The organism is Streptomyces sp. NPDC018029, from assembly GCF_044327655.1.
In the GTDB taxonomy this organism is placed as follows: Bacteria; Actinomycetota; Actinomycetes; order Streptomycetales; family Streptomycetaceae; genus Streptomyces.
Genome location: NZ_JBIRFV010000017.1, coordinates 110,554 through 134,353 on the forward strand (window position 1 = coordinate 110,554; position 23,800 = coordinate 134,353).

The window sequence follows — 23,800 nt, forward strand, 5'->3', positions numbered from 1 at the left end:
ACACCTGTAGTGCCGGGGGTAGGGTTCCGCGTAGGGTTTCCGCCATGTCCGTACGCAGCGCGGGGGCCTCCCGCACCGAACTCATCGCCGACACCGCCCTCGCCCTGCTCGCCGAACGCGGCATGCGCGGTCTCACCCACCGGGCCGTCGACGAGGCGGCGGGACTGCCCCAGGGCTCCACGTCCAACCACGCGCGCACCCGGCTCGCGCTTCTGGAGGCGGCGGTACGGCGGCAGGCCGAACGTGAGGCGGAGGTGCTGCACCCCACCGAGCTCCCGGACCCGGCGGCCGGCCGCGAACAACTGGCCGCGGGCCTGGCCCTGGCCCTGCACCGGTACCTGACCGGCGACCAGCGCCAACTCCTCGTATCCCGCTACGAATTGGCCCTCGAAGCCACCCGCAGGCCGGAGCTGCGCGCCTACTACGACGCCACGGGCGCCCAGTTCAGGGAGCCCCTGGAGGCCCTGCTCCGCGCCGCGGGCTCCACCGCCCCCGAACGCCACACCCTCTCCCTGGTGGCGTGGTGCGACGGCCTGATGTTCTCGTGCGTGGCGGGTTCGCACCACGCCGCGACGCCGACACAGGAGGAGCTGCGGAGCAGCGTGGGGGAACTGTTGCGGGGGATGCTGGACGGGTGAGGGGGGCGCTGGATGGGTGAGGGGGGTGCCGGATGGGTGAGGGGGGTGCTGGACGGGTGACGCGGGGTGAGTGGACTCACCCTGCCCCGTCACCCGTGCGGGGCAACCTCACGGATTTCACTCCCAACGTGCGCCGGGCGCACCATGGTTGTGCGGGTGCCTCGACCGACGACCACCACCGCCGCCACCGCTGCCGCGATCCTCGCATCCGTCGCCGTCTCGGCCGCCGTCTCCGGCTGCATGAGCGTCGAGCAGCCCCCGGAGGCCGCCCCCTCCGCGGTCACCGGCCCGCCGCCCGCGCCCCGCACCGACGGGAAGAACCGGCCTCGCCTCGTGCAGGCCCCGGCCCGGGAGGCACTGGAGCGCATGGGCCCGCCCCGGCGCCCCTCCCCCCGGCAGGCGTCCTCCTGGCAGACCGAAACGGGGACCAAGCCTCCCGGCCCGCCGCACAGCCACGACCGCCCGGCACCCGCACCCCCGTCCCCGCCCGCAGCGCCAGTACGCAGGCCTGCCCCGGCGCGGCCCGACGCCGGAGCCCCCCGTCCCGCCCCACCCACTGTCCCCGCCCCACCGGTCGCGGACGTCTGCGCACTCGGCGAGGCGTACGGCAACTGGGATCCACACAGCCCTCAAGCCGTCATCTGCCGCAACACATACGGCCGTTGAGTCAGCGCCCCCTACTCCTCCTCGCTCCCCTCCCCCACCTCCCCCTCCAGTCGGGCGATGGCCTCCTTGATGCCTCTGCCGTAGCCGTCGTCCTCCAGCGCGCCCACCGCGCCGCGCGCCCGGCGCAGATGGCTGCGGGCCGCTTCCGGGCGGCCCAGCTTCACGTAATCCGCGGCGAGGTTCAGGTGCAGGGAGGGGTAGAAACCGCGCACCGCCAGCGACTGGTGGTGTTCGCTCAGCCGCTCGTCGGTGAGCTCGTGCGCCGCCGACAACGCCCGGAGGTCCCACGCCAGTTCGTCCGAAGGGTCGGCCTGTGTGTCCGCCATGTAGTGCGCGAGCGTGCAGCGGTGCAGCGGGTCGCCGGTGTCGCCGATCTCCCCCCAGAGGCCGAGGAAGCGGTCCTGCGCCTCCTCACGGTCGCCGCCGTGATGCAGCATGACCGCCTGCCCGATCCGCGTCATCATCGCGTCTTCCGCCGTGTGCTCCTGCTGCTCCGTCACCGGATCCTCCGTGGTCGTGCCGGCCATCGCCTCCATCTCTCACGACGCTAGCGGCCACCACTGACAATCGCGGTCAGGCACGTTCGGACGGGGGGTGCTCACGCGTACCGCTGGGCCAGCGCGGTGACGCTCCTTGCCACCTCGGCGCGGAGCTCGGGCGGGCCGAGCACCTCCGCGTCCAGGCCGAGCCGGAGGATGTCGCCGACCGCCACCGGCAGTTCTTCCACGTCGAGGTCGACCTCGGCCCAGCCGTCGGCGTCCGCCGCGCCCGCACCCGCCACGGCCCGCACCCCCGCGGTCCCGAACATGGCGGGCAGCAGCCGTCGCCCCGCCGGGGAGACCCTCAGCCGCGCCGTGCCCCGCAGCACCCGCGCTTCGAGGCCGCGCGACGACGCCTCCCAGTACGCCGCGAGGTCGAAGCCGTCCGGGCGCTCGCAGGCCTCCCGAGTCACCGTCGCCGCCAGGAACCGCGACACCCTGTATGTGCGCGCATCGCCGTCGACCGCCGCGACCAGATACCAGTTGCCCGCCTTGAGGACCAGCCCCAAAGGATGCAGCTCGCGCCGGACTTCGCCGCCCCAGCGCCGGTAGTGGGCCTCCAGCACTCGCTGCCGCCACACCGCGTCGGCGACCGTGGCGAGCAGCGGCGCCGGTTCCGCCGTACGGAACCAGGCGGCCGCGTCGAGGTGGAAGCGCTCCTGGATGCGCCGCGACCGCTCCCCAAGGCCGGCGGGCAGCGCTGCCGCCAACTTCAGCTGCGCGGTGGCCAGTTCCGCGCCCAGGCCGAGCTCGGCGGCGGCCCCCGGCATACCGGCGAGGGCCAGCGAATCGGCTTCGTCGTCGGTGAGCCCCGTCAGCCGGGTGCGGTAGCCGTCCAGGAGCCGGAAGCCGCCGGCGGGGCCACGCTCCGCGTACACGGGCACTCCGGAGGCGGCGAGCGCCTCGGCGTCCCGGTAGACGGTCCTGACCGAGACCTCCAGCTCTTCCGCCAGCTCCGGCGCGGTCATGCGTCCACGGTTCTGGAGCAGCAGGAGAAGGGCCAGGAGCCGGTCGGCGCGCACGTGATCGATTCTGCCTCAGCACTTGATGCCTCAGCACTTGATCCCTCGGCACTTGATGCCTCAGCACTTGATGCCTCAGCACTTGATGCCTCAGTACCTGACAGAAGGTGTCAGGTACGGCTGGCAGTGTCCTTCGCACGGCGCCCACCACGGCAGGTGGGGCCGCTACCGCAGAGGAGAACCATGACCAAGCAGCACACCACCGACACGGCAACCGGCACCTTCACCTTCGCCGGCTGGGACGAGCGCCCCGTCGCCGGCGCTGACGGCGGCGCACGCATCGCCCACGCCGCCGTCAGCAACGACTACACCGGCGCCGTCGAGGCGACGGGCACCTCCTGCGAGTACACCATCGCGTACACGAGCGAGACGGTCGGCACCTTCGTGGGTTACGAGTTCGTCGACGGGACGCTCGCCGGCCGCTCGGGCTCCTTCGTGATCGAGCAGCGCGGTTCCTTCGGTGCCGACGGAACCATCGAGTGTTCCTTCACCGTGCTGCCCGGCTCGGGCACCGGTGACCTCGCCGGGCTCACCGGAGCCGGTTCGTTCACCGCGCGGAGCGGGCAGGCCACCACCCCGTACTCCCTCGCCTATGCCGTCGCGGGCTGACGTCAGCCTATGTCCGGGATCCGCCAGTCGATCGGCTCGTGGCCCTGCGCGGCCACCGCTTCGTTGATCTGTGTGAAGGGGCGTGAGCCGAAGAACCTCTTCGCGGAGAGCGGCGAGGGGTGCGCGCCCTTCACGACGACGTGCCGCTCCTCGTCGATGAGCGGGAGCTTCTTCTGGGCGTAGTTCCCCCACAGGACGAAGACGGCGGGGTCGGGGCGGTCGGCCACCGCCCGGATCACCGCGTCCGTGAACTTCTCCCAGCCCTTGCCCTTGTGGGAATTGGCCTCTCCGGCGCGGACCGTCAGGACCGCGTTCAGCAGGAGGACGCCCTGCTTGGCCCATGGCATCAGATAGCCGTTGTCGGGCACGGGGTGGCCGAGCTCCTCCTTCATCTCCTTGTAGATGTTCCGCAGGGAGGGCGGGGTCTTCACGCCGGGGCGCACGGAGAAGCACAGGCCGTGTCCCTGCCCCTCGCCGTGATACGGGTCCTGGCCGAGGACCAGGACCTTGACCTGGTCGTACGGCGTCGCGTCCAGGGCGGCGAAGACCTCCTCGCGCGGAGGGTAGACGGGGCCCTTCGCCCGCTCCTGCTCGACGAACTCGGTGAGCTCTTTGAAGTAGGGCTTCTGGAGCTCCTCGCCGAGGACTCCGCGCCAGGACGCGGGCAGCATGGCGATGTCGGTCACGTCAACAACCTCCGGTGTGCGGTCACTTCTCACCACAGAACCTACCGGCGACCACTGACAATCGACCGCCCGGCCGCCCCGACCGGCCGACGGCCCTCCGCCCCGCCCCCGCTACCAGCTGGTCTTGCGCTGCAGCTCCCACATCATCATGATCGCCGAGGGGTCCAAGGCGCGCTCGCCGCCCGCGATCTCCTCGCTCGACATGATGTACTGCTTGCCCTGCCACAGGGGCAGCAGCCTGACGTCGTCGACGAGGATCTCCTGGGCCCGCTCGAACTCGTCGATCACGGCGCCGCGGTCGGCCTCCCTGCGCTGGCGCGGCAGTACCTCGTCGGTGATCTCCTTGGACGGGTAGGGCGTGTTGAGCACGTTCTTGGGGCCGACGAACGGCGCGATGAAGTTGTCCGCGTCGGGGAAGTCGGGGAACCAGCCGCGTCCGAAGACCGGGTATTCGCCCTTGCTGTACCCCTCCTGGAACTCGGTCCAGGGACGGCTCTTCAGTGTGATCTTGAACAGGCCCGAGGCCTCCAGCTGCCGCTTGAGCTCGGCGAACTCCGGTTCGGTGGCCGAGCCGTAGCGATCGGTGGTGTACCAGAGGGTGAGCGGCACCGGCTGGTGGATGCCGGCGTCGGTGAGGATCTTCCTGGCCTTGGCCGCGCTGGGATTTCCGTAGTCGTCGAAGAACCCGGTGGCGTGACCGGTGAGGCCCCTGGGGACCATGGAGTACAGCGGTTCGACGGTGTCCTTGTAGATCTTGTGGGCGATGGCCCCGCGGTCGACGAGCTGCGCGAAAGCCTGGCGGACCGGGAGCTTCCGCGCCCACGGGTCCTTGGTGTTGAAGACGAGGTAGCGGATCTCGGTGCCCGAGCCCTCGACGAGCTCGATGTCCTGTTCGCGCCTGCCCCTACCCTGCATGGCGACGATGTCCTCGGAGGCCAGGCCTCGGAACGTGACGTCGATCTGCTTGTTCTTGAGGGCGTCGACCATGGCCGACGACTTCTTGAAGTAGCGGATGGTCACGGCGTCGTTCTTGACGTCGGCCGCGCCCTTGTAGTGGTCGTTCTTGACCAGCTCGGCCTTGTCGTTCGGCGTGTACGCCTCCAGGGTGTACGGCCCGGAGCCGGTGACCTCGTTGCCCTCGCGGAGCTTGTCCGCCGGGTACTCGGCGGGGTCGACGATCGACATGGCCGGTGTCGCGAGCACGAACGGGAAGGTGGCGTCCGCCTTCTTGAGGCGGAAGACGACGGTCCGGTCGCCCTTCGTCTCGACCTTGTCGAGTGAGCCGAGGAGACCGGCGGGACCGCCCTTCACCACCTTCTTGGCGTCGAGGGTCAGCATGCGGTCGAAGGAGTACTTCACGGCCGCCGCGTCCAGCTCGTCGCCGTCGGAGAACCGCAGGCCCTCGCGCAGCTCACAGGTGAAGACCGTGTTGGAGGCGTCGCTGAACCCGCAGGACTCCGCGGCGTCCGGCTCGGGCTCGGTGGCCCCCGAGGGGAAGCTGAGCAGCGTCTGGAAGACGTTCCTGTAGAGCTCCCATGAGCTGTCCCAGGCCTTCGCCGGATCCAAGGTGGTCGGCGCGCTCATCGTGCCGACGGTGATCTGCTCCTCTTCGTCCGACCCCTCGGACGAGAACACCCCACAGCCGGCGAGCAGGGATATGGACGCGATCGCCGCCGCCGGGCGCAGACCCCGGGTCCGCTTGGCAGGGGGGACTTCACTGAACACGCGCACGCTCCTCGATCGGCCATGCCATGGAATCGGGAGACAATATCGCAGTGCCCCGCCGGGCCAAGTCTCGGCGCCGACAGGGCACTTGATGCGCGCGTATGTCACTGAAAGCGGTGTAGACGGCGCACTCGACGGGTGTGCGGCCTTCGTCAGCCGACGCCCGCATTGAGGAAGATGCCGCCATCGACCACGAGTGTCTGGCCCGTGATCCAGTCGGACTGGGCGGACGTGAGGAACGCGGCCGCGCCCCCGATGTCCTCCGGCACGCCGAGCCGGCCGAGCGGGTAGGAGGCGGCGGCCTCCGCCTCGCGGCCCTCGTACAGCGCCTGGGCGAACTTGGTCTTGACAACCGCGGGCGCGATGGAGTTCACGCGCACCTTCGGCGCGAACTCGTGCGCCAGCTGCAGGGTGAGGTTGACCATGGCGGCCTTGCTCATCCCGTACGCGCCGATGAACGGCGAGGCGGAGACTCCGGCGACGGAGGCGATGTTCACGATCGCGCCGCCGTTCTCGCTCTGCCAGGCCTTCCAGGTGTGCTGGGCGAAGCCGAGCGCCGAGATGACGTTGGTCTCGAACACCTTGCGCGCGACGTTCAGATCGAGGTCGGCCATCGGTCCGAAGACCGGGTTCGTACCCGCGTTGTTGATCAGGAAGTCGACGCGGCCGAACGCCTCCATCGTGCGCTCGACGGCGACCGCCTGGTGCGCCTCGTCGTGGGCCTTGCCGGCGACGCCGATGACCCGGTCGGAGCCGAGCTTCTCGACGGCTTCCTTGAGGGCGTCCTCATTGCGTCCGGTGATGCAGACCCGGTCACCGCGGGCGACCAGCGCCTCGGCGATGCCGTATCCGATGCCACGGCTCGCGCCCGTGACGAGCGCGGCCTTCCCGCTGTCCTGCACAGCCATGATCCCTGCCTTCCAGCTTCCGGGTCAGTTGAGCGGGCCGCCGGCGACGTACATGACCTGCCCGGAGACGAAGCCCGCGGCGTCGCCCGTGAAGAAGGCGATGGCGTTGGCGATGTCCTCGGGGCGGCCGACGCGCTGGACCGGGATCTGGGTGGCGGCCGCGGCCTGGAACTCCTCGAAGCCCATGCCGACGCGGTCCGCGGTGGCCTTCGTCATCTCGGTGACGATGAAGCCGGGGGCGACGGAGTTGGCGGTGACGCCGAACTTGCCGAGCTCCTTGGCGAGGGTCTTGGTGAAGCCTTGGAGACCGGCCTTGGCGGCGGCGTAGTTGACCTGGCCGCGGTTGCCGAGCGCGGAGGACGAGGAGAGGTTGACGATGCGGCCGAAGCCCGCGTCCACCATGTGCTTCTGGCAGGCCTTGGACATCAGGAAGGCGCCGCGCAGGTGCACGTTCATGACCGTGTCCCAGTCGCTCGCGCTCATCTTGAAGAGGAGGTTGTCGCGGAGCACGCCGGCGTTGTTGACGAGGATCGTCGGCCCGCCGAGCTCCTCGGCGATGCGGGCGACGGCGGCCTCGACCTGGGCCTCGTCGGACACGTCGCAGCCGACGGCGATCGCCCTGCCACCGGCCGCGGTGATCTGCGCGACGGTGTCCTTGCAGGCGGCCTCGTCGAGGTCGATGACGGCCACGGCGCGGCCCTCGGCGGCAAGCCGTACGGCGGTCGCGGCGCCGATGCCTCGCGCTGCACCGGTCACGACAGCGACGCGCTGCTCAGTGGTGGACATGCTGGTTCTCCTCGCCCTTGGGATGCGGCTCTACGGATGTGGCTGTACGGATGTGGCTGTACAGGTGTGGCTCTACGGGGTGCGGCTCCACGGTACGCCCCGATGGTGAGCGACCGCTTAGTACCTTCAGCTGGACGAGACGCTAGAAGCCCTGGCACCGGGTGTCAACGGCAACCAGGAGAGCCGTGCCGCTTTACCTCACCAACAGGTCGAGGAGACGGTTCACCTCGGCCTCGGGATCCGCCGTCAGGCCGGTGTGCACGGGGCCCGGCTGGACCACCGTGGAGCGGGGCGCGATGAGCCAGCGGAAACGCCGTCCCGCGTCGTCGCTCTCGGCCTGCCCCGCGGCCGCGCCGCCCCGGCAGATCCGCTCGACGGCGCCGAGCGAGGCCCGGATGCCGGCCACGTCCGCCGCCGGGTCCAGGGCGAGGAGCTTGGCCTCGTCCAGGTGGGTGCGGGCGGCCACGAAGGACTTGGCGCGGCAGTAGACCAGGACTCCCGCGTTGAACTGCTCGCCGCGCTCCACACGCGGCACGACGCGCACCAGCGCGTACTCGAAGACGTCCCGTGCGGGCGCGGTCTGCCCGTCGGGGACGGGCGCGTTCTGTTCGGTCACTTGGTGGCGCCCTTCGGCTTCGGCTCGGTCAACGGCAGGGTGATCCGCTCGTGGATGGTCCCGGCACGCGGCAGCAGAGCGGCCACGTACGCCCGCCGGACGTCGTCGGCGCTGTCGAAGCCCGGCTCGTCCGCCAGCCACTCCTCGGGCACCTGGGCCACGACGTCGGTGAGCAGTTCCTGGGTGACGAGGGGGGCGAGTTCGGCGGCGGCCGCCGCCACGTCGGGCCCGTAGGGGGCGAGGACGTGGTCCGAGGCGTCGTACGGCTTGGCGGCGGCGGTCTCCGCGGTGCGCCAGTTGTGGTGCCAGATCATGCTGGCCCCGTGGTCGATGAGCCACAGATCGCCCTGCCACAGGAGCAGGTTCGGATTGCGCCAGGAGCGGTCCACGTTGTTGATCAGGGCGTCGAACCAGACGACGCGGCCCGCCTCGGCCGGGTCAACGTGGTGAGCGAGCGGGTCGAAGCCGAGGGCGCCCGACAGGAATTCCATGCCGAGGTTGAGCCCGCCGCTCGCCTTGAGCAGTGCCTGCACCCGCTCGTCGGGTTCGCCGAGGCCGAGGACCGGGTCGAGCCGGATCCCGACGAGCCGCGGCATCCGAAGACCGAGCCTGCGGGCGAGCTCACCGCAGATCACCTCGGCGACGAGCGTCTTGCGCCCCTGCCCCGCGCCGGTGAACTTGATGACGTACGTTCCGTAGGTGCCGTGGTCGTCGGCCTCGACGACCCCGGGCAGCGAGCCACCCTCCCGTAGGGGCGTGACATAGCGGACCGCGGTGACTTCGCTGAGCATTGCCCCAGGTTACTGCCGGTCCGACGCTGTTCGATCACGTGGCCCGCTCTCTACAGTGCCCGCCATGGACTCCCTTGACCTTCCTCGGCAGTTCGCGCGCACGCGCCGCTTCTCGCTGGGTGTGCCACACGGCTTCACGGTCTCGCCGGACGGTGAACGGGTGCTGTTCGTGCGCTCCACCGCCGGCAACGATCCGGTGGGCAGGCTGTGGGTGTACGAGGACGGGGCCGAGCGCATGCTGGTCGATCCGTTGGCGTTGGGCGAGGCGGGACCGGTGCCGGAGGCGGAACGGATCCGCAGGGAGCGGGCGCGGGAAGCATCACAAGGAGTGGTGACTTTCGCGATCGACCACCACGCGCGCGTGGCCGCTGTCGCGCTGGGCGGCGCGCTCTGGGTGGTGGAGACGGACGGCGGCGCACCGCGCCGGATCCGCACGGCGGGACCGGTGGTCGACCCGCGCCCGTCGCCCGACGGGAACGTCGTCGCGTACGTCTCCGGAGGCGCCCTGCACGTCGTCGGCGTCGACGGCACGGGCGACCGGGCGCTCGCGGAGCCCGAGGGCGACGACGTCACGTACGGTCTCGCCGATCACGTCGCCGCCGAGTCGATGGGCAGGCAGCGCGGATTCTGGTGGTCTCCGGAGAGCGACGCGCTGATCGTCGCGCGCGTGGACGCCTCGCGGGTGCGACGCTGGTGGCTGTCCGACCCGGCAAGGCCCGACCTGCCGCCCCGCGCGGTCCGCTATCCGGCGGCAGGAACCGCCAACGCCGAAACGTCCCTGCACATCCTGCGTGTGGACGGGACACACGTCACGGTGCGCACCCCGGAACGCGTCTCGGAGCACCACTCCTACGGAGAGTGGACGGACGGCGTCTTCGAGTACGTTCCCACGGTGTGCTGGGACGCCGAGGGCCCGCTGATGACCCTGCAGACCCGCGACCAGCGTTCCCTGTACGTGCTGGAGGTGGACCCGGCGACCGGCGGTGCGGAGATGGTCGGGCACCGACGCGACCCCGCCTGGCTGGAGTTGATGCCGGGCGTACCGCTGCGCCTGGCGAGCGGGCGGGTCGTGGCGCACTGGAACGTGCGCGGCGGCACGCGGGGCCTGCGGGTCGGCAACACCAGGACGCCGAGCGGTCTCCAGGTGCGCGAGGTACTGGGCGGCGTCGACGACCGGGTGTGGTTCACCGCCTCGTACGAGCCCACGGAGGTGCACGTCTGGTCGTTCGACCACCAGGACGACGAGCCCGACCCCGAGCGCCGTACCGGCACCCTGCGGCGGATCAGCGAGGGACCAGGCGTGCACACCGCGGCCGTCGGCGGCGACACCGTGGTCCTCGACAGCAGGACGCCCGAGGGACAGACGGTGACGGTGCTGCGCGACGGCGTACCGGTCGGGCGGATCGCGGTGTTCGCCGAGGAGCCGGTGGTGGTGCCCCGGCCCCGCCATCTCACCCTCGGGAAGCGGGAGCTGCGCAGCGCGCTGTACCTGCCGTCCTGGCACGAACCGGGTGCCGCGAAGCTGCCTGTCCTGCTCTGCCCTTACGCGGGTCCAGGAATCCAACTCGTGGTCCACGCGCGCGCGTGGTGGACGATCGTGGCGCAGTGGTTCGCCGAGCAGGGGTACGCGGTGCTGATCACGGACGGGCGCGGCACGCCCGGCCGTGGCGACGTGTGGGAGAAGGCCGTGCACGGCGACCAGCTGACGCCGGTGCTGGAGGACCAGGTGGACGCGCTGCACGCCGCCGCCGAGCGCTTCCCCGACCTCAACCTGGAGCGTGTGGGCATCCGGGGCTGGTCCTTCGGCGGCTATCTCGCGGCGGGCGCGGTGCTGCACCGGCCCGACGTCTTCCACGCGGCGGTGGCGGGTGCCGCGCCGACGGACCTGCGGTTGTACGACACGCACTGGAAGGAGCGCTATCTCGGCCATCCCGACGTCCTGCCCGACCAGTACGAGCGCTGTTCGCTGGTCGCGCACGCGCACCGTCTGGAGCGGCCGCTGATGCTGGTGCACGGGCTCGCGGACGACAACGTCCTCCCTGTGCACATGCTGCGCTTCTCCGCGGCGCTGCTGGCCGCAGGCCGCCCGCACACCGTGCTGCCGCTGCCCGGCGCGGGCCACCTGGTCTCCCAGGACGAGGTGGCGGCGAACCTGCTGCGGCTCGAACTCGATTTCCTGGGGAAATCCTTGAGCGTTTGAACACGGGGGGCCATGGCTCCGTACCACCGGACATGACGACTTCACTTCCGGGCACGACGGCTTCCGAAGAGACCGTCTCCGCTCCCTGCCGCCGCACGGTCATGGCCACCATCGGGGCCGCGGGCATCGCCGCCGCCCTCACCGCATGCGGGTCCAGTGACGACAAGAGCTCCTCCGAACCGGCGGGCGCGCAGGAGCCGGAAGGCGGTGAGGACGGTGGCGCGGGCGGCGCCGTGCTGGCCAAGACGTCGGACATCCCCGTGGGCGGCGGCAAGATCTTCAAGGACGAGCAGATCGTGGTCACCCAGCCCACCAAGGGCGAGTTCAAGGCGTTCTCCAACCGCTGCACCCACAAGCAGTGTCCGGTGACGAGCGTCGAGGGCGGCACCGTCAACTGCCCGTGCCACGGCAGCAAGTTCGACATCGCGGACGGCAGCGTGCGGGGCGGTCCTGCGCCCAAGCCCCTGCCGGCGGCCGAGATCACCGTGGCGGGCGGCTCGATCAGGCTGGTCTAGCCGGCGCGGCCCGGCCGCTTCCAGGCGCCGAGCACGTCCTGCGTGGTGGTGACGGTGGCGACGAGCGCGAGGGTGTGGCGGATCATGGCGGGTGTGTAGTCGGCGGGGACTCCGGCGATGGCGTCGGCGGGTACGACGGCGGTGTAGCCGAGATTCACGGCGTCGAACACGGCGTTCGGTATCGCGACGTTGGCCGAGACGCCGGTGACCAGCAGGGTGCGGCAGCCGATGTTGCGCAGCAGTGGGTCCACGTCGGTGCCCGCGATCGGTGACAGGCCGTGCAGGCGTCGTACGACGAAGTCCTCGTCGGCCACTTCGATCGGCGGCGCGATCCGTACGGCGGCGGTGCCCGAGAGCTGCTGTACGGGCAGCCGCTCGGCGGCCCGGAACAGCCGGGCGTTGTGGCTGGCCCCGCGCCCGTCGGGCCGCCGTTCGGCGACCGCGTGCAGGACCTGCACCCCGCTCTGGTGCGCCGCGGACACCAGCCGGGCGACATTGGCGAGGGCGCCCGACTTGCGTGCCTCCGCGGCCAGTTCGGGCAGGGCGCTCTCGGTGCCGACGACGCCCTGCTGGCACTCGACGGTCAGCAGGGCCGTGGTGGCGGGGTCGAGGAGTTCCCTCAGCTGTTCGTACGACGGCATGGCTTCCCCTTGTCGCGGACGTCCGGGACGCCGGCGTCGGCCGGGTGTCGGCCCCCTGGGCCCGGAATCCGCGCGAGGCTAACGGCCATTGCGTCACGAAGGAAGAGCCCTCATTCTTTCCTGACGGAAAGTCAGGCTTCCGTCCCATCTACGAACATCCTGAGCTGGAGGACACATGGCCGTCACGCAGCGCCGGGGCCGCAGGATCATGATGACGCCGGACGAACTCGACACGTTCCTCGCCACGGAACGCACGTGCCGGGTGGCGACCGTGTCCCAGGACGGCGCCCCGCACGCCAGCACGCTCTGGTTCGCCTGGGACGGCACGTCGCTGTGGCTGTACTCGATCACCCGGAGCAAGCGCTGGGCCGACCTGCGCAAGGATCCGCGGATCGCCGTGGTGGTCGACGCCGGAGAGGCGTACGGCGAGCTGCGCGGTGTGGAGCTGTCGGGGACGGTGGACTTCGTCGGCGAGTGCCCGCGCAAGGGCGATCCGTGCCCCGAACTCGATGCGCCCGAGCGCCTTTTCGCCCAGAAGATCTTCGGCATGTCCGAGATGCCGCATGACGGCCGCCACGCCTGGGCGCGTCTGACACCGGACGCCGTGGCCTCCTGGGACTTCCGCAAACTGGCCGCGCCCGGCCGGGCGGGAACCCACTGAACCAGCCCGCCCCCTGCCCCGTTCCGAAGCTCCCCTGCCCCTTTCCGAAGCTCCCCCTGCCGAAGGACGCCACCCGAGCCACCTACCGGAGCCCGGCCCCCGCCGCCCTCAGCGCCTCCGCCGCCGCCCTGATCGACGGGCGGCGGTCCGCGTCCGCCCGCCACACCACGTACACATGCCGCCGCACCCGCTGCCGCACCGGGACCGCGCGTACTCCCGTCGGCATCGGGTCCCGGCCCAACTGCGGTGCCACGCACACCCCGAGGCCGGCCGCGACCAGCGCGAGCTGCGTGTGGTGCTCCTCGGCGCGGTGCGCGATGCGCGGCTCGACGCCCTTGCCGCGCAGCGTGAACATCAGCCACTCGTGGCAGAACTCGCCCTCCGCCCAGGTGATCCACTCGTCGTTCGCGAACTCCTCCAAGTCCACCTCGGTGCGGTCCGCGAGAGGATGCGCCGCGGGCATCGCGATGTCGGCGGGGTCGTCGAGGAGAGGCACCTTGACCAGGCCGTCAGGGACGGGCAGCGGTTTGTTGTACCAGTCGAGGACGACCGCCATGTCGATGTCGCCCCGCACCACGGCCGCGACGGCCGGCGTCGGCTCCATCTCCTGGCAGGCCACCCGCAGCCCGGGGTGGTCGGCGCGGAGCGCGGACAGAGTCGCGGGCAGCAGGCCGCGCATGGCCGTGGGGAACGCGGAGATCCGCAGCTCGCCGACAGCCTTGCCGCGCTGTTCCTCCAGGTCGGCCTGGGCGAGCTCGACCTGCGAGAGGATCCGCGCGGCGTGCTCGGCGAGCAGCCGCCCGGCGTCGGTCAGGCGCACCCCCCTGCCGTTCTTGGCGAGGAGCTGCTGACCCACCTCGCGCTCCAGCTTCGTCATCTGCTGCGAGACCGCCGACGTCGTGACGTGCAGCCCCGCGGCCGCCCCGCTGACGGAGCCGTGCCGGGCGAGGGCATCGAGCGTGCGCAGCCGCTCCAGGTTCAACATGTAAGCGATGCTACGCGATACACCGCACGAAATCTCGCTTGTGCTACGAGATCGTCGGGTCCATCGTGAGACGCATGAGCACCGCGCCCCCGCCGCCCCGGTCGGACACCGTCCCCTACGCCCCCTCCGTCCCCGCCGCCTCGGCAGTCAGACCGGCAGTCACCCCTCCCGGCACGCCGACGCGCGCCGCCCTCGACTGGCGCATCCGCTTCGGTGTCCTCTCGCTCATCTGGGGCTTCAGCTTTCTGCTGATCAAGGTGGGGACGGACGGGTACGCCCCGTTCCAAGTGACCCTGGGCAGGCTGGCGTTCGGCACGGCCGTGGTCGCCGCCGTGCTCGTGGTGAAGCGGGAGCGGCTGCCGCGCGGGGCGCGGACCTGGCTGCACCTGACGGTGGCGGCCCTCCTGCTCAACGCCCTGCCGTTCTCCCTCTTCGCGTACGCGGAGCTGACGATCCCGTCGACGCTCGCGGGGATCTGCAACGCGACGTCACCGCTGTGGGGCATGGCCCTCTCGCTGGTCGCGCTCTCCGAGGACCGGCCGACCCGGCGCCGCGTCGCGGGCCTCGGCCTCGGCTTCTTCGGTGTGCTCACCGTGCTCGGCGCGTGGCAGGGCTTCAGCGGACTCGATCTCGGCGGCACCCTGATGGCGCTGCTCGCCTCGCTCAGCTACCCGATCGGCTGGATCTACGTACGCCGCACACTGGCCGGGTCCGGGCACTCGAACCTCTCCCTCTCCGGCGCCCAGTTGCTCGTCGCGACGGCCGAACTGGCCATAGTGACCCCGCTGTTCACCTCGCTGCCGACCCACTTCCCCGTCGTACCGCTGCTCGCCGTCGTGGCACTCGGTGCCCTCGGTACCGGGCTCGCGTTCCTGCTGCAGTACGCGCTGGTCGCCGAGGTCGGCCCGACGACCGCCCAGATGGTCACGTACTTCATCCCGGTCATCGCGACCGCCGCCGGCGTCGTGGTGCTCGGGGAGTCCCTGAGCTGGTCGACGCCCGTCGGCGCGGTGATCGTCCTGGCGGGCGCCGCGCTCACCCAGTCCGGGCCGCGCCCGCGGTCCCGGCCGTTGCGCGAAGGCGCCAGGCCGTGCACGAAGGCGCCCGGAAGTGCGTCCGCCACGTCAGTCGTAGCGACCCCAGAAGTGTGCCCGTCCCGTCAGTCGTAACGCCGGACAGGAGCGGGCCCGGTGGCCGCGGCGACGGCGTCCGCCACCGCCACGATGTCCTCGTCGTCGAGCGCCGCCACGGTGATCCGCACCGCGGGCGGCGTGTTCAGCCGGAATCTCGCCCCCGGAGCCACGGCCCACCCCGCGTGCAGCAGCCGCGCGACCGCCCCGGTCTCGTCGGGCACCGGCACCCACGCGTTCATGCCGCTGCGTCCGTACGCGGCCGCGCCCCGCTCGGCGAGCGCCGCGATGAGGGCCTCCCGGCGCCGGTCGTAGGAGGCCGCCACCGTGCGGGGGTCGACCGCGCCCTCGGCCCAGAGCCGGGCGACAGCGCGCTGCAGCAGTCGGCTCACCCAGCCGGGACCGAGCCGCTGGCGCCCCTGCACCCGGTCCACCGTCACGGAGTCACCGGTGAGCACGGCGAGCCGCAGATCGGGGCCGTACGCCTTGGCGGTGGAGCGGGTCAGGGCCCAGCTGCGGGTCGCCCCGGCCAGCGGGTGCAGTGGCAGGTCGACGATGCCGTGGCCGTGGTCATCCTCGATGAGCAGAACGTCCTCGTGCGCGGCGAACACGTCCCGCAGGGCACGCGCGCGTGGAGCGGTGACGGCGGCACCGGTCGGATTCTGCGCCCGGTCCGTCACGATGGCCGCCCGCGCGCCGGACGCCAGCGCCCGCTCCACGTCGGCGGGCAGCGGACCCTCGTCGTCCACACCCACCGGGACCGCGCGAAGCCCCAGGGCGGAGACGAGATCCAGCAGGCTGCCCCACCCCGGGTCCTCCACGGCGACCCCGTCGCCGGGCTTGAGGTGGGCGGCGAGCACGCGCTCGATGGCGTCGAGCGATCCGGAGGTGACGGCGAGGGGGCCACGGGGCACGCCGTCGGCGTCGAAGGCCACGCGCGCGTGCCGTTCGAGCTCCGGGTCCACCGCGCCCTCTCCGTAGAGGACGGGTCGCTCGTCGCTCTGTGCGGCGGCCGCCGTGAGCGCCTCGGACAGGGCGGGCAGCAGCCTCGGGTCGGGGTTGCCCTTGGAGACGTTGCGCACCCCTGGCGGCGCGTCCACCCGGATCAGTTCGCGTGCGGTGGTGGCGGGCTTCGGACGGATACGGCTGCCGCGCCGCCCCGCCGTCTCGATGACGCCCCGCTCGCGCAGCGTGCGATAGGCGGCCGCGACGGTATTGGGATTCACCCCGAGGTGGGTCGCCAACTCCCGCATGGGCGGCAGCAGTTGCCCCGGTTCGAGGCCGCCGTCGCCCACCGCACGCTCCACGCTGGCCGCGATCTCAGCTGCGCGCCGGCCTTCGATCCGATACTCTCCTAGCACAAAGCAGATTATGCACTAGTGCAATAGTTGTGGCAAGTCGAGAACGCAGCACCGCACAGCGCGACAGAGCAGGGAGAACCATGCAGACGCAGCCGAGCACCACCGACACCCCTTCGCCGGGCGCCGCCTACACACCGACCGACCGCACGATCCCCACCCGCTCACGGGAGCGCGCTTCGTACGACCGCGAGTCGGTGCACGCGATACTCGACGAGGCCTACGTCTGCCATCTCGGCTTCGTCCGCGACGGCGCCCCCGTCGTGCTCCCTACGCTCTACGGAAGGGTGAGCGACCGCCTGTACGTGCACGGCTCGACCGGGTCCCGGCCGCTGCGCATGGCGGGCGCGTCCGCCACGGAGCAGGACCCGGGCCTGCCGGTGTGCCTGACCGTCACCCACGTCGACGGCCTGGTGCTGGCCCGCTCGGCCTTCCACCACTCGATCAACTATCGCTCCGTCGTGGTCCACGGCACGGCCCACCAGGTCACGGACCCGGAGGAGAAGCGGCTCGCGCTGGACGCGCTCGTCGACCACGTCGTGCCGGGCCGGGCGGCCGACTCCCGCCCCGCCGACGCCAAGGAGCTCGCGGCGACCGCCGTGCTCCGCCTCGACCTGAACGAGGTGTCGGCGAAGGCGCGCACCGGCGGCCCGAACGACGAGCCGGAGGACATGGACCTCCCCCACTGGGCCGGCGTGGTCCCGCTCCGCAAGGGCCACGACGCCCTGATCCCCGCCGACGACCTCGCACCGGGCATCGAGGTCCCCGCCTACCTGGCGGGGCTGTGATGCTGATCCACCCCTGGGACGCCCCCCGCACCGACACCGAGTGGCAACAGTGGCTCGCCACCCATGACTTCGGGCAACTCGCCGTGAACGGCCTGCCGGGCGAACCTCCCCACGTCCAGCCGCTCCACTTCACGTACGAAGCCACACACGGCACTCACGGGCGGGTTCTTGGTCACCTGGCGCGCCCGAACCCCGTGTGGCACGCCCTGGAGGCCGACCCGACCGTGCTGCTGAGCGTGGTCGACGACTACGTGTACGTGCCGGGGCCCTGGCAGGCCGCCCCCGACATTCCGGCCGAGCACGGCGTGCCGACCAGCTTCTACGCCGCCGTCCAGCTCCGCTGCACCGCCCGCATCGTCGACGACCCCGAGGAGAAGGCCGACATCCTGAACCGCCAGGTCGGCCACTTCCAGCCGGAGGGCGGTTCCGCGCGGGCGGCGGTGGGCGAGGCTCCGTACGGCCGCATGCTCTCCGGCATCCGCGCGCTCTCCCTCGAAGTGACGGACGTACGGGCGAAGTTCAAGTACGCGAGTCACAAGCCGGACGAAGTGCAGGACCGCATCGCCGCCGGCCTCGCCGAGCGGCAGGGGCCGCGCGACGCGGCCGCCCGCGCGCACCAGGCGCGCCGCCGCGAGACCTGACCCGGCGCGGGACGTGGTCCGGTGCGAGACTTGACCCGGCGCGGGACCGGACCCGGCGCAGGACCGGATCAGGCCCCACGGACGGCGGCGAGGGCGGATGGCGGGGGCGCCTCACGGCAAGCAGATGTCACCGCAAGGCACCCACCCCGCTCCCCCTACACCGGCGCCACCGGCGCCACTTCGCGCCGCTCGGCCACCACGCCCCGCGCCTCCGTGACCGCGAGGCCCGTCACCGCGGCCAGCATCAGCGCCGTACCCAGCACGGTCGCCACCGTCAGCGCCTCACCCAGGAACGCGACCGCGATGATCGCGGCGCCCACCGGTTCGAGCAGCATGATCACGGAGACGGTGGCGGACCGTACGACGGCCGCCCCGGCGAAATACAGCGCGTAGGCGACGGCCGTCGGCACGGCGGCGATGTACAGAAGGCACAGGCCCACGCGCACGGGGTCGGCGGTGTGCGGCACCAGGCCCTCGACCGCGGCGAGCGGCAGCAGGCAGAGCGAGACGACGGCGAACGCCCAGACCGTGGTCTCGGCAGAGTCGGCGCCGCCGTCCCGGCCCCACCAGCGCGTGAGGAGCGTCATGACGGCGTACGCGGCCGCGGAGACGAGCCCCCAGGCGACCCCCGAAGGCCGCACGGTCGCGCCACCGCCGCCGTCGCCACCGAGGACCAGCACGGCGAGGCCCCCGAGGGCGCCGACGACGGCCACGACACCGCCGCGTCCGAGCCGCTCGTTCAGGGTCAGCCGCGCGCCGAGCGCGATGAGGACGGGCCCCGACCCCATGGTGACGACGGTGCCGACCGCGAGGCCGGTCGCCTCGACGGAGGCGAAGTAGGCGGTCTGGAACACCGCGAGAGCCACGCCGGTCACGACGATCCTGCGCACCCGGCGCAGTCGGCGTACCCGGTGCGCTTGGTGCGCCCGACGGCTCAGTGGCTCGGCGGCCGTCCCGTACGCCCCGGCGCGGCGCGGCCGCACGAGACGCGCCGCGAACAGCAGCACGAAGCCACCCACGCACCGCCAGAAGGAAAGGCTGACCGGGCCCATGTCGCCGGCATCGAAGACCAGCGCGGCGGCGGCACCCGCGGTGCCCCACGCGGTTCCGGCGATGATCAGATAGAAGAGGCCTCGTCCGACGGGCAGGCGCCGGACGGCAGGAAGGACAGCGGCGCCCGGGAGTACGGGCGCGCTGGACGTGCTCGACATGTTCGACACGTGAGATCTCCGCAGCAGAGAGGGATGACTGGCTCCGTCTGCGGGCAGCACCGTTCCGCCCGGCCACCGGCTCGGGCGTGTTCCGTCAGTGCCCCGCGCTAAGCGGCGGGGGGCGGAAGAACGAGTGCGTGTGAATACATGATCAGCACCTTAGGACCGGCTCCCGCTGTGCGACAACTCCGTTTCGGATGCCGGGATCTCCCCCGGTACGACGGCGGTGTCGGCCGGGGCGGAGGACTGGGCGATGAACGCGCCCACGAGCACGATCGCGCCACCGACGACCTGCGGCGCCGAGAGGTGCTCGCCCAGGACGACCCAGGCCAGGGCGGTCGCGATGACCGCTTCGAGGCAGGCCACGACGCCCGCCACCTGGGGCGAGAGCCTGCGCACGGACAGGACGCCGGTGACGTAGGCGACGACCGTCGCGATGAGCACGATCCAGGCGAGCAGCGCCCAGGCCGGCACGGCCGAGCCGTCCAGGTCCGCGTCGCCCGCGAGCACCGACCAGTCCATGCCCCACGGCCGCGCGACGACGGTCAGGACCGCGGTGCCGACGAGCAGGCCGTACGCGATGACGCCGAGCGGGTCCGGGGCGTCGTCGCCCGCGTCGCTGCCCTGGTCGGACAGGACGAAGTAGCCGACCTGGCAGCAGGCGGCGCCGAGCGCGAGCAGGAGGCCGACGACGTCGAAGCTCAGCCCCGCCCACACCTCGACGACGCAGGCGAGCCCGCCGACGGCGAGCACCACACCGAGCGCGGCGGCCCGCGTCACCGGCCGCCGCTGCACGAAGCGCACCCAGCCGAGCACGAGCGCGGGCGCAAGGTACTCGATCAGCAGCGCGACGCCCACGGGAATGCGGGAGAGCGCGGCGAAATAGCAGGCCTGGACGCCCGCGACGGCGAGGAGACCGAACCCGGCGAGCAGCGCGGGCCTGCTCCGCAGCAGTCCGCGGTGGCGCCAGGCGACGGGCAGCATCACGAGGGCGGCCCCCGCCACCCGCAGCCACACCACGTGCAGCGGGTCGAGGCCCGCTTCGATCAGCGGTTTCGCCGCGACGCCGGAGCCGCCGAAGGCGACCGCGGAGATCAGGGCGAGACCCAGCCCGAGCCCCCTGCCACCACTCTTTCCATGACTTCCTCGGGAGCCATGGCTTTCCTCTTGAATACCGTCAGACGCTCGCACCGGCACATCATGGCAGCCGACGTCAGGAGCGTCACTCCTTTAGACCCCTGTCTCAATCGGCGGACGCCACGCCGCCCCGCGGTCAGCAGTCGGAGCCCTGGCCTGCGGAGTACCCCTGGCCCGCGACATGCCCCTGCCCGCCGGACGCGTACTGCCTGCATCCCGCCTCGATACGCCGCAGCAGCACCGGGACGTCGACCTTCGCCCGTCCGAGGACCTCGACGGCCCGGCAGTCCGGGTCGGCGACGAGCCCCGCGAGCAGGTCGATGCCGAGGGCCCGGGCCTCCCCGCGCAGCGCGGCACGTTCCAGCGCCATGTCCATCGCGCTGGTGGCGGCCGGCGACCAGCCGGTCTCCTTCACCGGCGTCACCACGGGCACGGCACCGGAGTCCTCGACGGTGCCCTGCCATTGCAGGCCGTAGCCGATGCTGCGCTGCACGAGATAGCCGAGCACCCGCACGGCCTGCGCGCCGTTCTCGAAAACGGAGCGCACCTCGGGGTCGGTCTCCAGGAGGGAGTGCAGCAGGTGCGCGGTGTCTATCTGCCGATCCCCGTCACGGACGGCGCGACGGCGCGCACCGGCCACCACCGACGCCAGTTCCGCGCTGAGTCCGGAGTCGAGTTCTGCTCGGGTCGGGCCGGGCTCGGCGCCCGGCGGGGTACGGCTTTGCACATCTCCCACCACATCAACCCCCAGGGGCATATGCATCGGCGGCGGGAAGCATCTTGGCGTCCGACACAGGTTGGGCACGCATGCGATGGTTGTCCTCCTTACGGATGAGATCGGCTCGGCCCGCGCGGCGGCGCGCGCGCCGCCTTGCTCCGTGCCGAGCGCGCAACCATGGCGAGGCTTCGCACGTCCAACAATCATGGAGAGCAGGAGCTGGATGGTCGCCCTGCCTGCTGTCGACGGCAGGCAGTACGTCTATCGGGTGTACGCACCCGACAACGCACTGCCCGCCGACCTGTTCTGGGAGGCCTGGCACTGCCACGACGAGGGCCCGTTCCCGAGGGCGTCGGATCTTTTCGACGCGGCGGAGATACGACTGGTGGGCTGACCGGCGGAGATGCAGGAGACGGGCCGACCGGCCGCCCACGCACCCCCGGAAGGTGGCTCAGGGGAATGTGGGCCGGGTCCCCGTCGTGCCGTCCGGCCGTTACGCCGCCCGCCGGCCTCCGCGGCCCGCCGCGCGGGTCCCGATGACGACCGTGGCGTACAGGGTCTCGTCGCTGACCACCCGAGCCGCGAGACCGGCCCGCTCGACGGCGTCGACGGCGGCGGCCACCTGGCCCTCACTCGTCTCGAAGAGCAGGTGCCCGCCGGGCGCCAGCCACGCGGGCGCCGCCTCGGTCACCCGGCGCAGCACGTCGAGTCCGTCCGCGCCGCCGTCGAGCGCCACCCGCGCCTCGTGGACGCGGGCCTCGGCGGGCAGCAGACCGACCTCTTCGGTGGGCACGTAAGGGACGTTGGCGAGGAGGATGCCGACGCGGCCGCGGAGCGTGCCGGGCAGCGGGTCGTAGAGGTCGCCTTCGTAGACCTCGCCCCCGGCTGCGGCGACATTGCGGCGGGCGCAGTGGACCGCGGCCGGGTCGATGTCGGCGGCGTGCAGTTCCACCCGGTCGAGGCCCGCGGCGAGCGCGGCGCCGAGCGCCCCCGAGCCACAGCACAGATCGACGACGACGGCTTCGCGCCCGGCGAGCGCGGCGGCCTGCCCGACGAGGAACTCGGTGCGGCGGCGCGGCACGAAGACGCCCGGGTCCACGGCGACGCGCAGACCGCGGAACTCGGCCCAGCCCACCACGTGTTCGAGAGGCAGACCGCCCGCACGGCGCTCGACCATGTCGGCCACTTCGGCCGGGGTGCGCGCGGTGGAGAGAATCAACTCCGCCTCGTCCTCGGCGAAGACGCAGCCCGCGGCGCGCAGGGCGTCGACGACGGAGGAACGGTGCGATGCGGAGAAAGCTGTGATCGACATGCTGATGTAAACCTTTCGGGATCCCGATGGGGCTCCCTCGGTTCACCTATGCCGGGTGAACCGCGCGGTCGCGAAGGGGGAGCACCCGACCTGCCACTGCGGTAATGGGTCTCACCTCCAAAGCGCGCTGCCTGCGTCTGTCACAGGGCAGGGGAACAGTACCCCACTCCCCCGCACGGCCACATCTGACAGTTCATCAGTATTGAATGTTCCAGACCCTGCGGCTACGTTCCGCGACACCGTAGCTGCGGCCGTCGCAGCGCCCGACGGGAAGAGGGGGCCGCATGGCCGAAGTCAGCGCGGAAGCACGGATGGAGGCGCCCGCCGAGAAGGTCTGGGCCCGGCTCACCGACTTCTCCTCGTACGACGAGTGGAACGCCACGCACACGAGCTTCCCGCAGGGCGGACCGACCACCCTGGAGGTGGGCGGCACTTTCGTGGAGAACATGAAGCTGATGGGCTTCCCCGCCGAGGTCGACTGGACGATCGAAGAGCTGGAGACCGCGCGCACCCTGGCCATCGCGGGCAAGGGCCCGATGGGCGTCAACGTACGCACCCGCTATGCCCTCTCGCCGGACGGACCCGCGACGGTCGTCCGCATCGAAGGGGAGTTCACCGGCGCCGCCGTGTCCCTGATGGCGGGAAAGCTGAAGGACTCGGCGACTGCCGCGCTCAACGAGTCCCTGCGCAAGCTGGACGGACTCGTGACCTGAGGCCGTCACGCGTACGCCGGTCCGCGACTCGAAGCCGGCAGCGCGCGTGCCCGCACAACGAACGAGGCGCCCCACACCATGTGTGCGGGGCGCCTCATCTGTGGTGGGAGCCATCGGCTCCGACCACCTCAGTCCTCATCGGCGAGGATCAGATACATCTTCTTGCGGGCGTCGTTGACGACCGCGAGAGCCTTTTCTCGCTGCTCCTTGCTGCCGGTCTTCCAGACCTGGCCGAACGCCTCCATCAGACCGAAACCGGCCTGCCGGACCTCGTTCAGCGTCTCCCAGTCGACCCCGCGCCCGGCCTCTTCCCACGGCGCCTCGGGGCCCTCCGCGGCGGCCGCGCGGCCGTCGTCGGTGAGCGAGAAGAGCTTCTTCCCGCCCTCGCTCGCACTGCTGATCAGACCCTCGTCCTCCAGCAGCTGCAGGGTCGGGTAGACGGAACCGGGGCTGGGCTTCCACGCCCCGCCGCTGCGCTCGGCGATCTCCTGGATCATCTCGTAGCCGTGCATCGGGCGGTCCTTCAGGAGGGCCAGGATCGACGCGCGCACGTCGCCGCGCCGTGCCCTGCCGCGCGGACCGCCACGACCGCCCCGGCCACCGCCCCAGGGGCCGCCGGGCCCACCGGGCCCGCCGAAACCGGGACCGAACGGACCGAACGCGCCGCGCCGCCCCTCGAAGTCCCCGAGACCCCCGAAGCCGCCGAATCCTCCGCGGCCGAAACCCTCACGACCCTCGGGGCCGCCATGGCGGCCGCGTCCATGACCGCGGCCGTGCTCGTATTCAAAACCATGGGAACGCATG

The 23,800-nt window shown here is 71.8% G+C and carries 26 protein-coding genes and 1 pseudogene; 11 read left to right on the forward strand and 16 right to left on the reverse strand.

Annotated features, from left to right (window positions below):
- The first annotated feature begins 44 nt into the window (after positions 1-44).
- Both ACH4D5_RS37005 and ACH4D5_RS37010 read left to right on the forward strand, forming a co-directional pair.
- A complete protein-coding gene (locus ACH4D5_RS37005; protein ID WP_398312009.1) occupies positions 45-638 on the forward strand; it encodes a TetR/AcrR family transcriptional regulator in 594 nt (197 codons plus the stop codon).
- A gap of 156 nt (positions 639-794) precedes the next feature.
- Positions 795-1,304, forward strand: coding sequence for a hypothetical protein (locus ACH4D5_RS37010; protein WP_398312012.1), 510 nt, complete (start codon positions 795-797; stop codon positions 1,302-1,304).
- Between the two features lie 11 nt (positions 1,305-1,315).
- Here the strand turns inward: ACH4D5_RS37010 and ACH4D5_RS37015 are convergent, their stop codons facing one another.
- The gene (locus ACH4D5_RS37015; protein ID WP_398312015.1) at positions 1,316-1,831 is read right to left on the reverse strand and encodes a hypothetical protein; all 516 of its coding nucleotides are present in this window, start codon (positions 1,829-1,831) and stop codon (positions 1,316-1,318) included.
- 71 nt (positions 1,832-1,902) lie between these two features.
- A complete protein-coding gene (locus ACH4D5_RS37020; RefSeq protein ID WP_398312018.1) occupies positions 1,903-2,865 on the reverse strand; it encodes a helix-turn-helix transcriptional regulator in 963 nt (320 codons plus the stop codon).
- Between the two features lie 183 nt (positions 2,866-3,048).
- Between ACH4D5_RS37020 and ACH4D5_RS37025 the strand changes: the two genes are divergently transcribed.
- On the forward strand, positions 3,049-3,474 hold the full coding sequence (locus tag ACH4D5_RS37025) for a DUF3224 domain-containing protein (protein ID WP_398312021.1): 426 nt from the start codon (positions 3,049-3,051) through the stop codon (positions 3,472-3,474).
- Positions 3,475-3,476: 2 nt separating this feature from the next.
- On the opposite strand, the gene ung is transcribed toward ACH4D5_RS37025, so the two are convergent.
- The 6 genes and pseudogenes from ung to ACH4D5_RS37055 all read right to left on the reverse strand — a co-directional run.
- Positions 3,477-4,160 carry a uracil-DNA glycosylase gene (gene ung / locus ACH4D5_RS37030; RefSeq protein WP_398312024.1) on the reverse strand — a complete coding sequence of 228 codons (684 nt, stop codon included), beginning with the start codon at positions 4,158-4,160 and terminating at the stop codon, positions 3,477-3,479.
- Positions 4,161-4,271: 111 nt separating this feature from the next.
- Positions 4,272-5,891: an ABC transporter substrate-binding protein gene (locus tag ACH4D5_RS37035; protein WP_398312027.1), complete on the reverse strand. Its 1,620-nt coding sequence runs from the start codon at positions 5,889-5,891 to the stop codon at positions 4,272-4,274.
- 146 nt (positions 5,892-6,037) lie between these two features.
- Positions 6,038-6,793: an SDR family oxidoreductase gene (locus ACH4D5_RS37040; RefSeq protein ID WP_398312030.1), complete on the reverse strand. Its 756-nt coding sequence runs from the start codon at positions 6,791-6,793 to the stop codon at positions 6,038-6,040.
- Between the two features lie 24 nt (positions 6,794-6,817).
- A complete protein-coding gene (gene fabG, locus ACH4D5_RS37045) occupies positions 6,818-7,579 on the reverse strand; it encodes a 3-oxoacyl-ACP reductase FabG (protein ID WP_398312033.1) in 762 nt (253 codons plus the stop codon).
- Positions 7,580-7,772: 193 nt separating this feature from the next.
- Positions 7,773-8,195, reverse strand: coding sequence for a DUF3037 domain-containing protein (locus ACH4D5_RS37050; protein ID WP_398312036.1), 423 nt, complete (start codon positions 8,193-8,195; stop codon positions 7,773-7,775).
- Positions 8,095-8,986, reverse strand: a pseudogene (locus ACH4D5_RS37055) (HipA family kinase); the annotation flags it as partial. The gene ACH4D5_RS37050 and the pseudogene ACH4D5_RS37055, both read right to left, overlap by 101 nt.
- Before the next feature lie 64 nt (positions 8,987-9,050).
- Between ACH4D5_RS37055 and ACH4D5_RS37060 the strand changes: the two are divergent.
- Both ACH4D5_RS37060 and ACH4D5_RS37065 read left to right on the forward strand, forming a co-directional pair.
- Positions 9,051-11,186 (forward strand): prolyl oligopeptidase family serine peptidase, encoded by a 2,136-nt coding sequence (locus ACH4D5_RS37060; RefSeq protein ID WP_398312039.1) that lies wholly within the window; start codon positions 9,051-9,053, stop codon positions 11,184-11,186.
- A 32-nt stretch (positions 11,187-11,218) separates the two neighbouring features.
- Positions 11,219-11,701 carry a Rieske (2Fe-2S) protein gene (locus tag ACH4D5_RS37065; protein WP_398312042.1) on the forward strand — a complete coding sequence of 161 codons (483 nt, stop codon included), beginning with the start codon at positions 11,219-11,221 and terminating at the stop codon, positions 11,699-11,701.
- Here ACH4D5_RS37065 and ACH4D5_RS37070 read toward each other — a convergent pair.
- Positions 11,698-12,342 carry a cysteine hydrolase gene (locus ACH4D5_RS37070; RefSeq protein ID WP_398312045.1) on the reverse strand — a complete coding sequence of 215 codons (645 nt, stop codon included), beginning with the start codon at positions 12,340-12,342 and terminating at the stop codon, positions 11,698-11,700. The two genes, ACH4D5_RS37065 and ACH4D5_RS37070, sit on opposite strands and share 4 nt — an antisense overlap.
- A 175-nt stretch (positions 12,343-12,517) precedes the next feature.
- Here ACH4D5_RS37070 and ACH4D5_RS37075 point away from each other — a divergent pair, with 175 nt between their 5' ends.
- Positions 12,518-13,003, forward strand: coding sequence for a pyridoxamine 5'-phosphate oxidase family protein (locus tag ACH4D5_RS37075; RefSeq protein WP_398312048.1), 486 nt, complete (start codon positions 12,518-12,520; stop codon positions 13,001-13,003).
- Between the two features lie 82 nt (positions 13,004-13,085).
- On the opposite strand, the gene ACH4D5_RS37080 is transcribed toward ACH4D5_RS37075, so the two are convergent.
- Positions 13,086-13,988: a LysR substrate-binding domain-containing protein gene (locus ACH4D5_RS37080; protein WP_398312051.1), complete on the reverse strand. Its 903-nt coding sequence runs from the start codon at positions 13,986-13,988 to the stop codon at positions 13,086-13,088.
- 74 nt (positions 13,989-14,062) lie between these two features.
- Between ACH4D5_RS37080 and ACH4D5_RS37085 the strand changes: the two genes are divergently transcribed.
- Entirely contained in the window at positions 14,063-15,157 is a 1,095-nt protein-coding gene (locus ACH4D5_RS37085) for a DMT family transporter (RefSeq protein WP_398312054.1), read from the forward strand.
- Here the strand turns inward: ACH4D5_RS37085 and ACH4D5_RS37090 are convergent.
- Positions 15,148-16,479 (reverse strand): aminotransferase class I/II-fold pyridoxal phosphate-dependent enzyme, encoded by a 1,332-nt coding sequence (locus ACH4D5_RS37090; RefSeq protein ID WP_398312057.1) that lies wholly within the window; start codon positions 16,477-16,479, stop codon positions 15,148-15,150. The genes ACH4D5_RS37085 and ACH4D5_RS37090 overlap by 10 nt on opposite strands.
- An 80-nt stretch (positions 16,480-16,559) precedes the next feature.
- Here ACH4D5_RS37090 and ACH4D5_RS37095 point away from each other — a divergent pair, with 80 nt between their 5' ends.
- Positions 16,560-17,264, forward strand: a complete 705-nt coding sequence (locus ACH4D5_RS37095; RefSeq protein WP_398312059.1) for a pyridoxamine 5'-phosphate oxidase family protein — start codon at positions 16,560-16,562, stop codon at positions 17,262-17,264.
- On the forward strand, positions 17,264-17,905 hold the full coding sequence (locus tag ACH4D5_RS37100; RefSeq protein WP_398312062.1) for an FMN-binding negative transcriptional regulator: 642 nt from the start codon (positions 17,264-17,266) through the stop codon (positions 17,903-17,905). The genes ACH4D5_RS37095 and ACH4D5_RS37100 overlap by 1 nt, the downstream gene beginning before the upstream one ends.
- Before the next feature lie 155 nt (positions 17,906-18,060).
- Here ACH4D5_RS37100 and ACH4D5_RS37105 read toward each other — a convergent pair whose 3' ends face one another.
- The 3 genes from ACH4D5_RS37105 to ACH4D5_RS37115 all read right to left on the reverse strand — a co-directional run bounded on the left by ACH4D5_RS37105 (position 18,061) and on the right by ACH4D5_RS37115 (position 20,980).
- A complete protein-coding gene (locus tag ACH4D5_RS37105) occupies positions 18,061-19,116 on the reverse strand; it encodes a DMT family transporter (RefSeq protein ID WP_398312065.1) in 1,056 nt (351 codons plus the stop codon).
- A 159-nt stretch (positions 19,117-19,275) separates the two neighbouring features.
- Entirely contained in the window at positions 19,276-20,313 is a 1,038-nt protein-coding gene (locus ACH4D5_RS37110; protein ID WP_398312068.1) for an EamA family transporter, read from the reverse strand.
- Between the two features lie 76 nt (positions 20,314-20,389).
- Positions 20,390-20,980 carry a Clp protease N-terminal domain-containing protein gene (locus ACH4D5_RS37115; protein WP_398312071.1) on the reverse strand — a complete coding sequence of 197 codons (591 nt, stop codon included), beginning with the start codon at positions 20,978-20,980 and terminating at the stop codon, positions 20,390-20,392.
- A 196-nt stretch (positions 20,981-21,176) separates the two neighbouring features.
- On the opposite strand from ACH4D5_RS37115, the gene ACH4D5_RS37120 reads away from it, so the two are divergent.
- Positions 21,177-21,365, forward strand: coding sequence for a hypothetical protein (locus ACH4D5_RS37120; RefSeq protein ID WP_398312074.1), 189 nt, complete (start codon positions 21,177-21,179; stop codon positions 21,363-21,365).
- A gap of 99 nt (positions 21,366-21,464) precedes the next feature.
- On the opposite strand, the gene ACH4D5_RS37125 is transcribed toward ACH4D5_RS37120, so the two are convergent.
- Positions 21,465-22,283, reverse strand: coding sequence for a putative protein N(5)-glutamine methyltransferase (locus ACH4D5_RS37125; protein WP_398312077.1), 819 nt, complete (start codon positions 22,281-22,283; stop codon positions 21,465-21,467).
- Between the two features lie 284 nt (positions 22,284-22,567).
- On the opposite strand from ACH4D5_RS37125, the gene ACH4D5_RS37130 reads away from it, so the two are divergent.
- On the forward strand, positions 22,568-22,996 hold the full coding sequence (locus ACH4D5_RS37130; protein WP_398312080.1) for an SRPBCC family protein: 429 nt from the start codon (positions 22,568-22,570) through the stop codon (positions 22,994-22,996).
- 128 nt (positions 22,997-23,124) lie between these two features.
- Here ACH4D5_RS37130 and ACH4D5_RS37135 read toward each other — a convergent pair whose 3' ends face one another.
- A complete protein-coding gene (locus ACH4D5_RS37135; RefSeq protein WP_398312083.1) occupies positions 23,125-23,799 on the reverse strand; it encodes a PadR family transcriptional regulator in 675 nt (224 codons plus the stop codon).
- Between the last annotated feature and the right edge of the window lies 1 nt (position 23,800).